10 protein-coding genes and 1 pseudogene are annotated in these 17,524 nt (G+C 27.0%); 8 read left to right on the plus strand and 3 right to left on the minus strand.

Annotation, left to right across the window (positions count from 1 at the left end; translation table 11 throughout):
* Positions 1 to 101: 101 nt before the first annotated feature.
* Positions 102 to 1,151 carry a hypothetical protein gene (locus Q0K19_RS02530; protein ID WP_297245058.1) on the plus strand — a complete coding sequence of 350 codons (1,050 nt, stop codon included), beginning with the start codon at positions 102 to 104 and terminating at the stop codon, positions 1,149 to 1,151.
* A 13-nt stretch (positions 1,152 to 1,164) separates the two neighbouring features.
* Complete coding sequence (locus Q0K19_RS02535) at positions 1,165 to 1,506, plus strand: cell division protein ZapA (RefSeq protein WP_297245059.1); 342 nt, start codon at positions 1,165 to 1,167, stop codon at positions 1,504 to 1,506.
* A 76-nt stretch (positions 1,507 to 1,582) separates the two neighbouring features.
* Here Q0K19_RS02535 and Q0K19_RS02540 read toward each other — a convergent pair whose 3' ends face one another.
* The 3 genes from Q0K19_RS02540 to hisC all read right to left on the minus strand — a co-directional run bounded on the left by Q0K19_RS02540 (position 1,583) and on the right by hisC (position 6,135).
* A complete protein-coding gene (locus Q0K19_RS02540) occupies positions 1,583 to 3,265 on the minus strand; it encodes a restriction endonuclease (RefSeq protein ID WP_297245060.1) in 1,683 nt (560 codons plus the stop codon).
* 17 nt (positions 3,266 to 3,282) lie between these two features.
* A complete protein-coding gene (locus Q0K19_RS02545) occupies positions 3,283 to 4,962 on the minus strand; it encodes a restriction endonuclease (RefSeq protein ID WP_297245061.1) in 1,680 nt (559 codons plus the stop codon).
* 108 nt (positions 4,963 to 5,070) lie between these two features.
* Positions 5,071 to 6,135, minus strand: a complete 1,065-nt coding sequence (gene hisC / locus Q0K19_RS02550; RefSeq protein WP_297245062.1) for a histidinol-phosphate transaminase — start codon at positions 6,133 to 6,135, stop codon at positions 5,071 to 5,073.
* A gap of 334 nt (positions 6,136 to 6,469) precedes the next feature.
* Between hisC and Q0K19_RS02555 the strand changes: the two genes are divergently transcribed.
* The 6 genes and pseudogenes from Q0K19_RS02555 to Q0K19_RS02580 all read left to right on the plus strand — a co-directional run bounded on the left by Q0K19_RS02555 (position 6,470) and on the right by Q0K19_RS02580 (position 17,502).
* Positions 6,470 to 8,311 carry a methyl-accepting chemotaxis protein gene (locus Q0K19_RS02555; RefSeq protein ID WP_297245063.1) on the plus strand — a complete coding sequence of 614 codons (1,842 nt, stop codon included), beginning with the start codon at positions 6,470 to 6,472 and terminating at the stop codon, positions 8,309 to 8,311.
* 216 nt (positions 8,312 to 8,527) lie between these two features.
* Positions 8,528 to 10,354 carry a methyl-accepting chemotaxis protein gene (locus tag Q0K19_RS02560; RefSeq protein WP_297245064.1) on the plus strand — a complete coding sequence of 609 codons (1,827 nt, stop codon included), beginning with the start codon at positions 8,528 to 8,530 and terminating at the stop codon, positions 10,352 to 10,354.
* 186 nt (positions 10,355 to 10,540) lie between these two features.
* Entirely contained in the window at positions 10,541 to 11,086 is a 546-nt protein-coding gene (locus tag Q0K19_RS02565; RefSeq protein ID WP_297245065.1) for a hypothetical protein, read from the plus strand.
* 284 nt (positions 11,087 to 11,370) lie between these two features.
* A pseudogene (locus tag Q0K19_RS02570) lies at positions 11,371 to 12,271 on the plus strand (Rpn family recombination-promoting nuclease/putative transposase).
* A 274-nt stretch (positions 12,272 to 12,545) separates the two neighbouring features.
* A complete protein-coding gene (flgK, locus tag Q0K19_RS02575; protein ID WP_297245066.1) occupies positions 12,546 to 14,459 on the plus strand; it encodes a flagellar hook-associated protein FlgK in 1,914 nt (637 codons plus the stop codon).
* A gap of 205 nt (positions 14,460 to 14,664) precedes the next feature.
* The gene (locus tag Q0K19_RS02580) at positions 14,665 to 17,502 is read left to right on the plus strand and encodes a methyl-accepting chemotaxis protein (RefSeq protein ID WP_297245067.1); all 2,838 of its coding nucleotides are present in this window, start codon (positions 14,665 to 14,667) and stop codon (positions 17,500 to 17,502) included.
* Positions 17,503 to 17,524: the final 22 nt, after the last annotated feature.

A 17,524-nucleotide genomic window follows, 5' to 3' on the forward strand; every position in this document is an offset into this window, starting at 1 on the left:
TATATTATGTTTTATAAATTATATTGTATCATAAAATAAAAAATTGACAATTGAATTTATATGTGATATAATTTTTAATATACATTTTTTTGGGGGGAATTTTGAAAGAATTTACAATTTTAGAAGAAAAATTGAAAGATTTTCTAGATGAATACCAAGTAATTTCATTCGATAATAAAGAATTGCATCAAATTATAGAACAGCTCAAATCAGAAAAAGAAGAGTTAATAAACAGTTTGAAAAACGTAAAAGATAGCTTCAATATTTTAAAAGAAGAAAAAACTATACTAGAAGCTGATAAAAGAAATGTTACTGATAATTACAATTCTATAAAAGAAGATAAAGATAATTTAATAAAACAATTAGAAGCTACTAGAATAGAGAGAGATACTCTTAAATCTAATTTGGAAAATACAGAAAAAGATTCTATGACTTTAATAGAAGAAAATGATAATCTTAAAAAAGAATTAGAAAAAGCAATAAGAGCTATAGATTCTCTAAGCAAAGAAAATAATGAGCTTAAAGAAAAATTAAGTATTCTTATAGAAAGAATAGACAGCGTAAGAAAATCTAATTTTGAGGCTAAAAAATCTCATCATGCTTCTATGATTCATAATACAGAAAATGCTGTTCATAATGAATCAGTTAGTAACGAATCTTCTAACAATACATCTAATAATGAGATTATTGAAGAAAAAGAGAATAAGCCATTAGAAGAACCATCTCAAGAAATTAAAGAAGAAGTAAAAAGTGCTGAGAATGTATTTGAAAGCAGTGTAGAAGAGATTGATGAAGAAGCCCCTTTCTCATCAGCTGATGAATATGAAGAATATAAAGCTGAAAATAATGTTAATAAAAGCAGCGAGATAAAAGAAATAAAAGAAGTAAGAGAAATTTCAAATGTGAAAGTTACAGAAGATGAAGACCCTTTCAGTAATGCTTCAGATGCCAGCTGGGATAATGATATATGGGATAATGATATAAAAGAAGAACAACAAACAGAAAATAATAAAACTAATGAAGCAGAAGAAGAAAATATTGATAAAAACAGCAAAGAAGATAATTATGAATTCGATATAAATGAAGATGATCAATATATGTTCGGCGATGATGATGAAGAAGAATTTTTCTTTGATAATGAATCAAAATAATAGGTAAATAATTATGGATGATATTACTATTGTAGAGGTTAATATATACGGCAGAATGCTAAGCATAAAATCTCCAGAGAGTAATGCTGAATATTTAAAAGAAGTTGCTGAATTTGTCAATGAAAGTATGAATGATATAGCAGAGCAGTATGGCCCTAATTATCCTAGAGATACCATAGCAATACTTGCATGCCTTAATATAGCAGACCTTTTGAAAAGAGAAATGGCAAATAATAAAGCAGGAAAAGATACATTATTAGCATTAAAAGAAAGTATAGCTTCCAGGTCTAATGAATTAATAAGACTTATAGATGAGACAAAAGAATCTAAAGAAGCCAATAAAGAAAACGAATAAAATTTATTATTTATAAAAAAAGAGCTGATAATTTATCAGCTCTTTTTTATTATTTATTCTATATAAATTATAATAATTATATTCTGCTGTCCCTAAGCATATAATTAAATTGATTTCTAGTATAAACTTTTATTTTATCATTATGAGTAGCATAACTTCTTGCACTATTTGTAAGTTCAAGAGGTAAAACTAATATTCCATTTTTTGCACCTGCCTCATTAATAAGCAGCAGAAAATCTCTTATTACAAGCTCCCCTACTTCAGTATTTCTCCAGCGTTTGAAAGATATTAATGTTAAATCTTTTTTACTCTTATTCACAGCAAATGCTAAATAATTAACCTCATCTCCATAATCATAATCTATTAGCTTTTCATTATATTCCTGTACCGCAGAATATAAAAGTTTTTTCTGTATTATATCCTGACATATACTTTTAAAAGATGATAAACTTATATCAAAAATTTTATCTACTTTCTTACTGCTTACATTTTCTATAGTAGCATTATTTTCATTGATATTGCATTCTAGTAATACTTTTTCAATATCTACATTTCTTTCTATTTCTATCAAATTTAATATAGTATCTAAGCTATTAAATGAATCCTCCCATAATCTGACAGAATTTTCCCAAGATTCTATATACTGAGAATTAACATATTTTTCATAATTCTCTTTTACATATTTATCTTTATTATTTAATTGAATATCTCCTCTCAATTTTTTTAATTGAACTTCAGCTTTAGAAATTTCAGATAAATAAGTAAATATACTGTCCAAATCATATATATCAAATTCAGGATCATTAAATAATCTTATATGCTCAAAATAGCTAATAGCACTGTTAATATCTTTTATGAAATAATTATAAAAAGCAAAGTCCAAAATGATAATACTTTCTTCTTTTTTTATTTCATCTATTCTATATTGCTTTGAATATTGATTATATAAGTTTATAAAAGCTTCATTATCATCTGATTTATATAATATATACAAATATATTCTGTTTATAAAGAAACGGTATTTAGGATCGTTTTTAATCGCTCTTGATGATAATATCGATTCTGTAAAACTTCTAGCACTGTTAATCTCATCGGTGATAATATATAATGATATCAATATCTTTTCTACCAATATAAGCTCATCATAATCATCTTCAATATTGCTTATATTTCTGCTTAATCTTTTATGAAGCTCTTCAAGCATAGCAATAACTTTTCTATATTCTTTATTCATGAAATATGATATAGCAGCTATTTTAAGTTCATATATTTCAAAATCATTTTTATTATTTAACACCCTATTGAAATATTCAGTAGCTAATTTATAAGCTCCTTCCCTTCCAAGTTCTGTAGCTGCTTTTATAGAATAGTATGTGTTATTAACATCTATTTGAGCTATTCTTAAAGTATATTTTAAACTTTCTTCTTTATTATCTAATTTGTTGTATAGCTCTTCTAGTTTTTTATATATATTTAATTCTTCGCCTTCAAAATATTTAATACTAAGAAGTTTTTCGTATTTCTCCAAAGCCTTCTCAGTCATATTATACTGCTCTTCTATTACAGCTAAATCATACATTGAATTATAATCTTTAGGGTTAAGCTGTATCTTTTTCTCAAGTTCTTCTATTTTCTTTTTGATATTCTTCGGTTTATATGTACTATTGTTTCCTGTTATAGTCTTGAAGAAAAAAATAAGTCCTAATAATATTGCTATAGATATTGGAACAATGACTATATAAATATAAGAGTCTAACATAATTTTTCCTTATTAGTTTAATCTACAAAATTAGTTTTCAAAAATGAATTAAATTGACTTCTTGTATAAACTGTAATCTTATCATTATGTTTTGCATAGCTTTTTGCACTATTTGATAATCTTACAGGAAGAATCAATATACCATTTTTTGCTCCTGATTCATTTACCATAAGTAAAAAATCTCTTATTATCAGTTCCCCTACCTCTGTATTTTTCCATCTTTTTATAGAAATTAATGTTAAATCTTTTCGGCTTTTTGTTACATGATATGCCAAATAATTAACCTCATCTCCATAATTATAATCTATTACATTATCGGTATATTCTTGAAGTATAGAATATGATAATTTATTTTGAATCAAATTCTTACATAATTTTTTAAAATTACTTACATTCAAAGAATATATTTTATCTATTTCATTTAAATTAATATTTTTTGTGCTGTCATTTTCTCTAGCGGCATTTAATTCTGCCAATATTTTATCTATATCTATTTTATTTTCCGGATTTGGAGCATTTGAAGTGATATAATCAAATTTAATAAATGTACCCTGCCATAAACTTAATACTAATTCCCATATATCTATCAATTCAGAATCTATATATTTTTCATAATTTTCATTTTTATATTTTTCATTATTTACTTTTCCATCGCCTCTTAATTTTACTAATTGAATAGATGCTTTATTAACTTCATTAAGATAATCTAATATTTGATCTAAATAATAAACGCTATATTCAAGCATGTGAAAAGAATTTAATTTTTTGAAATAATTTATAGAAGTATTTATATCTTTTAAGAAATAAGCATAGAATGCAAAGTCAAATATTAATGCAGCATATTCTTTTTTAGCTTCATCTAATTTATAATAAGCTCTTAATTCATTATATTTAGAAATAAATTTATTATTATCTGAAAGTTTATATAATATGTACATATATATTCTATTAACATATAGTTTATGATCTTCACTTATATTCTTATTAGATAATATTTGCTCTAAAAATGTAATTGCTATATTAAGTTCATCTGCTGATATATAAAGAGATACAAGCAATATTTCAAGATTATAAATTTCTAATATATCTGTTTCTTTATCATTTGATATTTTCTTATATAATTCCTCTAAAAATATTATAGATTTTTTATAATCTTTAATCATAAAAAATGACAAAGCTGCTGTTCTAGCTTCTTCTATAGTTAAATTTTCTTTTGATACTATCACTTTATTAAAATATTCGGAAGCTAATTTATATTTACCTTCCTTTCCTAAAACATTACCTATTTTTACAGCATAGTCAATATTATTAGGGTCTAATTTAGATATCATCATAGCATATTTAAAACTATTTTCTATATCTTCAAGCTGACCGTATCCTGCCTCCATCTTTTTATATATTTCTATCTCATTTATATTATTGTCTTTAAAATATCTTTTGCTTAATAATAATTCAAATTTAGGCAATGCCCCTGTTAATTCATTATATTCTTCTTCTATAAGTGCCAACTCATATAAAGAATCTAAATCTTTTGGATTTAAAGAAACAATTTTTCTTAGTTCATGCATCTTCTTCTTTGTATTTTTTGAAGGTTTATGAACCTTTTTATTAAATATATTTCTTATCATTATAATTGTAGATATTAATATAATAATAAATATTACTGCTGTTATAGTATATAATGTAGTATCGCTCATATTCTTTATCCGGTTTTTTATTCAATTTTTTATAATATAATAGTATATACAAAAACTACAAAGTTTAAATATTTTTTTAATTTTGATTATCAATTATCACATTATTCTTCAATTTTTTATTATATATTTTATCTTTTCTACAAAAATATCCATTTCTTTATCTGTACCTATAGTTACCCTTATATAATTATTTATAATATCGGTTTTAAAATATCTTACTAATATACCATTTTCTCTTAATTTCATATAAATATCTTCGGCAAATACATTTTTATGTGATATAAATATAAAATTAGATTTAGAATCAAGCACATTAAATCCCAATTCTTTTAATTTTATTTTTGTTTTTTCTCTTGTATTTATTACTTTATTTACAGTATCTTTAAAATAATCTTTATCTTTTATAGCTTCAATTCCTGCTATTATAGAAAGCCTATTAATGGTATAAGAATTAAAAGAATATTTAATATTTTTAAGACCCTGAATAAGATTTTCATTACCTATAGCAAAGCCTAAACGAATTCCAGCCAATGCCCTAGATTTTGAAAAAGTCTGTATAACTAAAAGATTATCATATTTATTTACAAGTTTATAAGCACTTTCTGTTTCAGAGAAATCAATATATGCTTCATCTACTATCACTATATTATTTCTATTATTTATTATAATTTCTTCTATCTGTGATAAAGTAATAAGTAATCCCGTAGGAGCATTAGGATTGGCTATAAATATACCGGCATCCAAATTTTTATAATCATTAATATCTATACTAAAATCATCTTTTAATGGTATTTTCACTTCGTTTAAATCAAAAAGAGATGAATATACGGAATAAAAGCTGTATGTGATATTAGGATAATAAACTTTATCCCCTTTATTAAAGAAAGCCATAAAAGAAAAGGCTAATATTTCATCGGAGCCGTTTCCTACAAAAATATTATTTGTATTGACATTATATAATTCAGCAATTTCTTTTTTCAAATCTGATACATTAGGATCAGGGTAAAGTCTCAAATCATCGAAATTGCTATCTATTAATGCCTTTTTCACATTTGGAGAAGGAGGATACGGAGATTCATTTGTATTTAATTTTATATAATTTTTATCTTTAGGCTGTTCACCTGGAGTATATGATTCTATAGACTTTGCTTTATCACTTAAAAACTTGCTCATAAAAAATCCTTATATTTTTATATTAATAGAAATTTTATTAGAAGTATTATTATATACAATATTTAATCATATCACAATAGAATTAATTAAAAAATTATCAAATATGATATTTCCTCTACATATATAAACGTATAATATGTATTTTATATAATACAAACAACAGTTAAATTTCTTAAAAAATCAAAAATTTTTTTTTATTTTTTTAAAAAAAATTCAAAAAAAATTTGACAACGTAATTTTTATTGTTAGATTAATACTGTCAATATCTGATAAACATATTTCTTAATTTAAATTACAAGTAAATAATTTTAATCATATATAGAGGTTTTTATCAATGAAAAAAATACATAGTTTATCTTTTAAAATCCCAGTTATAATAAGTTCCATTATTTTTATAACAATAGCTTCATTAGCTTCTATTTCTATATGGTCTTCTTCAAGAGCCATTAGAAAATCAGCTTTAGAAGGTTTTTCTTCTACAGTTTCAGGATATTCATATATGATAGATATGGTTCTTCATGAGCAGCTATTAGCAATAGCAACTTATTCTCAGTCAGGCACATTAGCAAACGGAATCATAAATATAGATGATATAACTGTAAGAAATGAGGCAGAAAAAAGATTAAAAGATTTTGCTTCGGTAAATACTTATGCGGTAAATGTTGGGCTTGCTGATATTAATGGTGTAGTATTACTTGACAGCTCTAACCCTAAACTTATTGGAGTATCTATAGCAGAAATTCATAAAGATTTATTTTCACAAATGAAAGCTAATAACTATAAATTTACTTATGATAATTCTCCAAGCATATCATCTACAACAGGAGGACAGGCACTTCTTCTTTGCGGAGGAATTAAGAATTCACAAGGTAATATAATAGGATTAGTTTATATTAATTTAGATTTGCAAAAAGTAAATGATGAATTTATAAGCAGCTTGAAAATTAACGGAAGAATAACAGTTGCCAATAATGATGGTAATATAATATTATCATCAGATAATAAAAGAATAGGCGGAAATTTACCTGAAGTTTATGATATAATAAAAACAAAAAAAGAAGGCATAATAGAATCATATACTTATGAAGGTTATGATGGAAAACGTTCTGCCGCTTACCAAAATGTCAATATAATGCCTTGGACTGTTGTATTTGCAAAAGCAGATAGTGAAATATATAAAGAAATAAAATATACTATTCTTCGTACTGTAATAATAGGACCGCTATTTATAATATTATGTACTGTATTAATATTTATGTATATCGAGAGCATTACAAAACCTTTAGATGAATTAGTTCTAATATCAAGAGAAATTTCTAATGGAGATTTAACTTCTACACATAGAAACATAAAACGTAAAGATGAACTTGGAGTATTGGCTAACTCTTTCTTTGATATGAGAGACAGACTTTCAGATATTATTATTAAAGTAAGAACTTCTGCAGATGAAATCAGAATGAATGCTAAAGAACTTTCTACAGGAAGTGTAGATTTATCAAAACGTACAGAGGCACAGGCTGCAAGTTTGGAAGAAACAGCTTCATCAATGGAGCAAATGGCTTCTACAATAAAATCATCAGCAGATCAGTCTGTGGAAGGTAATAAAATGATGATAGATTCAAGAGAGGCTATTCAAAATGCCGGCGAAATAATACTTGATACCACTAAAAATATAGAAGAAGTTTATGATGCCAGCACTAAGATTAAAGATATTACAAAGATAATAGAAGATATCGCATTCCAAACTAATATACTAGCCCTTAATGCTGCAGTTGAAGCGGCTCGTGCTGGTGATATGGGTAAAGGTTTTGCGGTAGTAGCTTCTGAAGTGAGAAATTTGGCACAGACTACACAATCATCAGTAAAAGATATTACTACTTTGGTAGACAATGCCTATGAAAAAATTAATAAAGCCACAGAATCTGCAAGAGTTTCGCAGGATATATTCAGCGAGCTTCAGGAAAAGATAGAAAATACTGCAAAAATAATGCAGGATATTAGCTCAACAGCAGTAGAACAGCATGAAGGCGTGGAACAAGTTAATAGAGCTGTTACTGATATGGACACAGTAACTCAGCAGAATGCCGCATTAGTAGAACAGGCTTCTGCTTCATCTAACTCTTTGCTTAATCAGGCTGAAGAATTGGTTAATGCTATGAGCTTCTTTAAAGTTTGATAATTTTAATATGAGTTTTTTAAGGGTTATTTCCTAACTGGAATAACCCTTTTATTTTATATTTTAATCTTTAATATTGAATAAATAGCATAAAATATAATTTTTTATAAAAAAATTACAATTTTTTTTTATTTTTATATTCAAATTATTCGAATAAAATATATATTAAAACAATTATTATTAAATAATAACAAAATTTCATTAGGGTTTATATGTATGAGAAAAATGAAGAGTTTATCTTTTAAAGTTCCTTTCATTATAAGTATTATCATTTTTATTACAATTCTTATATTGGGTACGCTTTCTGTATTATCATCTACAAGAGCAGTAAAAAGAGCAACATTGAACGGATTTAAATCTACAGTTTCAGGATATGCTTCTATGGTAGATATGGTGCTTCATGAACAGCTGCTCGCTATTGATACTTATTCTAAATCATCAACTGTATTCAACACTCTTTATACTAATGATATAAACGTCAAACAGCAAAGTATAAATAGATTAAAAGATTTTAATGATGCAAATAGATATGCTCTTAATATGGGACTTGCAGATGTTAATGGAAAAATAATAGTTGATAGTGATAATGCATCTCTTGAAGGAACATCTATATTCGATTCCGATCCTGAATTATCTGCAAGATTAAAAGCAAATAATTATAAGGGTACTTATGCTGATGTTACTACAAAAGATTCTCAGGCTATAATTCTTTGTAAAGGCTTATTTAATACTGCCGGAAACTTAATAGGTATTATTTATATAAATATAGATTTAGGAAAAGTTAATAAAGATTTTATAGATAATATTAACTTTGACGGCGATATAACAATAGCAAATGATAAAGGTATTATTATGCTTTCATCTGATCATAACAAAATCGGTACTGCATTACCTCAAGTTTATGATATAACAAAGACTACATCGGAAGGTGTTATAGAATCTTATGTGTTTGGAAATGATAAAAATAAACGTTCTGCTGTTTATAAAAATATTAGTATAATGCCTTGGTCTGTTATATTTGCAAATTATAACAGTCAAATTTATAAAGATATAAGAGGTATAATTTTTAGAACATCTACAACAGGGCCGTTCTTTATAATATTAGCATGCTTTGTAGTTGCTCTTTATATAAAGACTATAACAAAACCATTAATTTCACTTGTATTATTTGCAAAAGAAATATCTCAAGGTAATTTGGTTTATGAACATCAGAATATTAATAGAGATGATGAATTAGGTATGCTTGCTAACTCTTTCTTTAATATGCGTGATGTACTGCTTGATATTATAATGAAAGTTAGAGTTTCAGCTGATGAGATAACTAATAGTGCAAGGGTTCTTTCAAAAGACAGTGAAGATTTATCAAGAAGAACAGATACTCAAGCATCTAGTTTGCAGGAAACAGCTTCATCAATGGAAGAGATGGCTTCAACTATTGTATCATCTACAAATAAATCAGTAGACGGAAATAAAATGATGATAAACTCAAAAGCCTCTATTAAGCATGCAGGAAGTATAATTTTAGATACTGTTCAAAATATAGAAGAAGTTAATGAAGCTAGTACAAAAATAAAAAACATCACAAAAATAATAGAAGATATAGCTTTCCAAACTAATATACTTGCTTTAAATGCAGCAGTGGAAGCAGCTCGTGCCGGAGATCAAGGTAAAGGTTTTGCAGTTGTAGCTTCTGAAGTTAGAAATTTGGCACAGACTACTCAGTCATCAGTAAAAGATATCACTAGTCTAGTAGATAATGCCTATGAGAAAATTACTAAAGCCACAGAATCAGCAAGAGAATCACAAGAGATATTTAAAGATATTCAAGATAAAATAGATGTAACTTCAAAACTCATGGACGATATAAGCACAACAGCATTAGAACAGCAGGCGGGGGTGCAGCAGGTTAATAAAGCTATTACAGATATGGATGCAGTAACTCAGCAAAATGCCGCATTAGTAGAACATACTTCTGCATCATCTAGCTCTTTGCTTAATCAGGCTGAAGAATTAGTTAATGCTATGAGCTTCTTTAAAGTATAAAATTTTTAAAAATATAAAGAATTATAATAAAAAATAATAGGCTGTCTTTTAAAAAGGCAGCTTATTTTTTATAATTTAATTAATATACAATACTTATGTATTGTATATTAAAAAACTTGACAAATTATATATGTATTGTAGTATTGAAAAAGTTTTTTTATTTATAAAAAAAATTAGGAGGTAAAAATGAAAAAACTTTTAATTATTTTTTCTTTTGTTTTTATAGCCGCATGCGGTGCAAATGCAAAAGAGCAAGTTTCAGTACCTGGAGTTGAGAAAAATAGTAAAGAAGCAGCTGAGTTTTTGAAGGCAGTTAGAGGAAAAGCTATTGTACCTTTAAGATCTATAAGAGGATTTCCTGCTGGGTATTTTAAGGATAATGGAGATATAGCAAGCCGTTACCATGAGCCTGTTCTACAAGGTGATTTAATTTTTATAGGTATGTATAATAACTATGCTGTATATTCAAGAAAAATGCGAGAGGGAAAGAAACTTGTAGATGCATATACACTTATAACTTTATCTGAAGATAAAAAGCTTTTTAGAGTCTATCTTGAGTCAAATGATTATATTTCTGAAATTTATAAATGGAGAGTAGCAGGTTCTGATTGGAAGAACTTTCCTAAAATGGAGATATCAGATATAGGATTAGGAGAGAGACAATATAATAAAGATGATTATGTTTATAAGATTACAGATGATGAATATGACAAGAATGATTTTAAGAACTAAATAAAATTATTTATAAAGCGGGCGGAAATTATATGTTTTTGTCCGCATATTTTTTATTATTCAGTAATTAGATGTATTTATTTTAACTCATAAAATATTATTCATAATTTAGCCATTCAAAATTACACTATCAAAAAACTGTCAATTAAGAAAATGATTTCATCAAACAAAATATATGTTTAAAAAATATATTATTTTAGGCTTATTTTATAAAAAGAATTTGTTTAACTAATATTAAAATTTAATCTTATCTCTACTTATATTATAATTTTGGGGAATAATAAATGAGAAACATAAACAGAATGAATGATTATTTTATAAGATACCTGTTAGCATCAGAAGGAAATGAAGATATACTATGAGAATATAGTAAATTCTGTACTTGAAGATTTAGGATTTGAAGAAGTTCATAATCTGCATATAATTAATCCTCATAATCTTCCTGAAAATATTAATTTAAAAGAATCCGTACTTGATGTTAAAGCCATTACAAAAAGTAATAAAAAAATAATTATAGAAATACAATTATCAGGTAATATAGATTTTTTGAAGAGAATATATTATTATATATCTAGAAATATAGTAAGTGAAGTAGATGAAAAAGAACCATACTATATAATTAGTGAGGTTATAAGTATTAATTTCGTTAATTTCAATATGGATTTTAATGATGAAGGTAAGCCTCATAGATGTTTTAAATTAATAGATATAGAAAATCCTAATGTTGTTTTAGATATGGTACAAATGCATATATTGGAGGTTCCAAGATTTAAAAATATTTTATCTAATTCCAATATAGAAGATATGAAGAAAAAAAGAATATTATCTTGGATAGAGTTTTTTACGGCAAAAGATTTAGATAATAATGAAAAATCAAAATTAAAGGAGGTAAATAAAATTATGAAAAAAGTAATAGATAGATACGAACGTTTTACATCAAGCGAAGATGAAATGCAAGTTTATAATGCAAGAGATGCTTTTTTATACGGTCAAACTGTTATGCTTAAGAAAGAGCGTGAAGAAGGTATAAAAGAAGGTATAAAAAAAGGTATGGAAGAAGGTGTAGAGAAAGGTAAAAAATCTGAAAAGATTGCTATAGCTAAAAATTTAAAAAATTCAGGTATAGATATAAATATTATCAGTGAAAATACTGGCCTTAGCATAGAAGAAATAAAGAATCTTTAATAAATATATAAACATAAAACATATATACCATTTTATTATTATGTTACCTGTTTGTTACAATAACAAAAAAATGTAATAATTTTTTTTATTAATACGATAATTACTAGTAATTAAATTATTATTTATTATAGTTGTTAATTAACTAATAAAAAATTATATATCAATTAAGTGATAAGCGAGCAGCTGATAACTGACGAAGGAAGTTGTCAGCTATGTTTTAGCGAGTTTATCGCTAGCAACAATAAAAAATTATTATTTTTTAAGGAGCATAATAATGTCAACAAGCTCATTTTTCGGTATAGAATTAGGTAAAAGATCATTACAAAACTTCAAAACAGCTTTGGAAGTTACAGGTCATAATATAAATAATGTTGCCACTAAAGGATACAGCAGACAAAGAGTGGTAATGCGTTCATTCGATAAGCCTTTAGAAGCACCTAGTTTGAATAGAGCTGAACGTGCCGGTCAAATAGGACAAGGTGCTGAGATAACTACAGTAGAGAGAATAAGAGATCAATTCATTGACTCTAAAATAATGATGGAGCTTGGCACTGACGGTTATTGGAAAACAAAATCAGATTATTTAAAGCAATTAGAAGCTATATATAATGAGCCAGGCAATGCAAATTTAAGAAGCGACTTAGATGCTTTCTGGGATTCTTGGCAGGAAATGGCTGCTAATCCTACTGAAAGAGGCGCTAGAATGGTGCTTGTAGAGAGAGCCGATAGAATCAATAATTCTATTAATCAAATGTTTAATCAAATGAACGGTATGCGTAATAATTTGAATAATTTAGTTGAAAATAAAGTTAATAGAATCAATGATATAGCTAATTCTATAAAAGATTTAAATACAGAAATAGTAAAACAACAGGCATTGGGACAAAGCCCTAATGACTTATTAGATAGAAGAGATTTACTTGTTGATGAACTTTCTTCTCTTGCTAATGTTGATATAAAATCTATGGATCCTGATGAAACTATGATTTATATAGGCGGAAGAGCTTTAGTTCAGGGAAATGTAGTAAGCGAATTAAGTGCTGAAAAAAATATCAATAATGAAGGAATGTATGATATTTATTGGAAAAAAGATCATGTTCAGGTTCAGTTTGAAGGCGGAGAATTAAAGGCTTTATTAGAACTTAGAGATGTTGATACTGTTGATGCTATTAATGATTTAGATACTTTCGCTATGAATTTAGCAGACAGTGTAAATGAAGTTCATAGAAGCGGTTTCGGACTTAATCAGGAGACAGGTGTTGATTTCTTCACAGTTACAAAAACTACTCCTTCCGTAATAGGTAATTTTGATATTAATAATGACGGACAGGAAGATTCTACCATAATGTTCAAAGTAAGCGGTATTAATTCAGTAGATTCTACTGCCAGCATAGGAAGCAGCGGAACTTTAGTATTCGGCAATAAATCAAGAGAAGGTGCTGATGTTGCCATAGATTATACTGCTCAAATGAAAGTTGGAGAATTGATAGATAAAATAAACTCAAGCGAAGCTAATGTTTCAGCTTATTTAGATGATAAAAACAGACTTGTTCTTAAAGCAAGAGGCTTTGATGACTATATGAAGCCTTCATATTTCATTAAGCATATACAAGATTCAGGTGATTTCCTTGTAGGAATAACTGGGGTATTAAATCAATCTGGTGCCGCTGGTGCTTATAATTGGCAAACAATAGATCAAGTTAACCAATTAGCAGGAGATTTTAGAAACTTTACAGTTACACCTGACAGACACCCTGCTGCCGCTATTGCTGTTAATGATATTATAAGAAACGATGTAAATTATATAGCAGCTTCTAAAGGTATAGACACTACAGGTAACGGCTTCAATGATAAATGGAATGGTATAGGTGATGGTTCTAATGCTTTGGCTATTGCTAATTTGAAAACTAAAGAAATAATGGTAGACAGCAAATCTACATTCAATGATTTCTATACTGGAAGTCTTGCTAAAATAGCTTCAAGAACAGAAACAGCTAATGCTGAAACAGAAAAACAAACTGTCGTTATGGAATATCTTGAAAAATTAAGACAGTCAGTATCAGGTGTTAACTTAGATGAAGAAGTTGCTCAAATGGCTATGTATCAGCATGGTTATAATGCATCTGCTAGGGTTGTAAGTGTTATGGATCAGCTTTTAGATGTTGTAATAAACAGAATGGGTGTGTAAGTAATATATAGATTTTTTGAGGCGGTATCTATATTTTTTGATATCGCCTATTTTTATATTTAAAATGTAAAAAGTATAATAAAAAATATTATACTTTTTTTATCGATATCTCTTTACAGCTATTAGTTTTAAATATATTATAGATATTAATTCTTTAAAATATATACTTCCAATGCCGATATTAACTACACAGGAGCATTTTGAAATGGGTATAAAGATTCGTATAATTTTAATAATAGTTGGAGTTATGGTTTTGGTGGCTTTCAGCACCAATTTCTTAAGCAATACTTTAAATACGGAAACTTTTTCTACTGTTATAGAAAGAAGTTTAGATAATAGATTTAGATTAATAGAAAAAGAATTTGAATATAATATACTTTCAGCAAGAGAAGAATCTGCAAAAATCTCTACTACACTTTCAGTTGTTTATGATAATATTAAAAATTTCCCTACAGACGATAGAGATGAATACTTTAAAAATTTCTTATCAGCTACTGTAAATGAATCTCAATTATATTTTAATAGAATTGTAAGCGTTTTATTTCACCCTAATGCTATTGGTGATGGGAACGAACCTTTTACTCTTTATAAATACTCCACTTTCAATAAGGAATTTACAAAGGTAAATACAACAAATAAAGCTATGTGGGACGCTCTAACAAATACTTATGGACAAACATATAAAAGTATATTACGAAGACAAATATTGAAGCCTTATATGATTAATGAAGGCCCTCATATTGGAATGACATTTAATATAGCGTCCACAATACCTGATATTCAAAATGAGGAAAAAATTGTAGGTATTGCAAATGTAGGAGTTCTTTTCAACTATTCTACAGAGAATATAAAAGATATTCTTAATATAGAAGGTGCTGATATAATGGTAATTGATAAAAGAAATTCAGCTATCATTAATTCAAAAAATCCTGATATAGTAAATGGAAGATTAGATATATTATACCCTCAATACTATGAAGTGTTTAATTCCAATCTAACTGCCGGATTTAGTAAAACAGATGATATAGAAATAAATAATACACTATGCAAGGCTTATGTTGCTAATATTTCAGGACTTATCAATATAGTAATGCTTATACCTAATTCATACTATACAGCACAGATAAAAGATATGAATAATGCTATATTCTATACTATAATAATAGCATTCTTAATGGCAATAGTTACTATTATATTCTTTATTAAATTATTATTCAGTTCTATAACAAAAATATCTGATGCTATAGGTAATTCTGTTGATAATAAAGACTTAACTGTAAAAATACCTGCAGTTTCAGGAAGCGATGAAATAGGAGAGATGACTAAATGGGTAGGACTTTTAAATAACTCACTTCAGTCAGTGCTTTCAAGTGTAAAAAGAACTATTTTAACTTCTAAAAAACAAAGTGATACTCTTTCTCAAAAAATCAGTGATAACTTAGAGATAATATACGGTATTAACAATAATATAGAAGTTATTAAAAATAATGTTAATGATGAATTGAATCAGGTAGAATTAGTAGAAAGCAGCAACCAAAATATGCAGGAGTATATAGCTTCAAATACTAGCAATATTGATTCGGTTGAAAAAGATACTAGAGAACTTCAAAATAAAATCATTGAAGAAGGTGAAAATATAGAGCAAATAGCTGCTTCAGTAGAAGAAATGAGTAAAACTATAGAAAATATAGATGCTATTATTTCTAAAGCTACAAATAAAGCTAAAGACTTATCATTGGCTTCTGTCAAAAGTAAAGAGAAGATGCAGGCTACTTCTATGGCTACAGGCGACTTAAGAAATGCTTTGGGCTTCATTTCTAATTTCGTAAGTTCTATTAGAAACATCGCACATCAAACAAACCTTTTGGCTATGAACGCTGCTATTGAGGCTGCACATGCCGGAAAATACAGTTCAGGTTTCGCAGTAGTTGCTGAAGAAATACGTAAATTGTCTGAAGTTTCTAACGAACAGGCTGACAATGCTAATAAAGTTCTTCAAAACATCGAAGAAAAAATCATTATAACTACTAATGATTTGACAGAATCTACAGAACAGTTTGATATACTTACAAAAGATGTACAGGAAGTTACAGAGATTATGGATACAGTGCATGTATCTTCTGTAGAACAGTTGAAAGCTATCAATGAAATAGTTGATTCTATCACTAAAATTTCTCAATCAAGTGATCATATTAAAACACAGTATATTGATATGGCTGATAAACTTGGAAATATAAGAAATAGTCTTGAATCTCTTAATAATATTTCTATTTCCACATCTAAAACTATGAATAAACTCAAAACTATATCTGAGTCTATACATACTAGTGTAATAAATATTTCCGACAGTTCTAATGATCTTTCTACTTCTGCAAATGTTATGAATAAATTTGCAAATGATAATAACAAATTACTATCAGAACTTGAATCAGAAATATCTCAATATAAGATTAGAGATATGAAAACTAAGAAAGATACTGTTACTCAAAGAGTTAAGGGTATTACATTAATAATATTAAAAGAATTCATAAAAACAAAATTCGGAGAAGAAGGATATCAGAAATGGGTAACTGCAATGGAGCCTTCATCTTCTTTAATATTTAAAAATGAAATATCAAGTAAGGAATGGTATCCTTATATGACTTCATTCCATAAACCTTATAAATTGGTATGTGATTTATTCTATGCTGGTGCTAATACAGGTATTAAAGAAATTTCAGAATACCATTATCAGCAAATAATACCTAAATATATTAGACCATTACTTTTCTTTGTACCTAAGCATTTTGCTTTGACTTATGCCGCTGAACATATCTTTACTGATTTATTTGATCCGGCTAGAATAGAGTTAATCAAAGCTAGAAAAAAGTTATTGGTAGTTCATCTTACTAATTTCAATGAGGATCCTGAAGTTATTGAGCTTGCTATACTTGCTTGGGCTAGCCTTTTACTTGAATCTCTTACACATATTAGATCATCTATGGAAATTACTAAATCTATTAAAGACGGAGAGATTTACACAGAATTCGTACTTAAATGGTAATTTAAGTTTTTATAAAATAAAA

Origin of the sequence: uncultured Brachyspira sp., from assembly GCF_944393015.1 — a bacterium.
Taxonomy (GTDB): Bacteria; Spirochaetota; Brachyspiria; order Brachyspirales; family Brachyspiraceae; genus Brachyspira.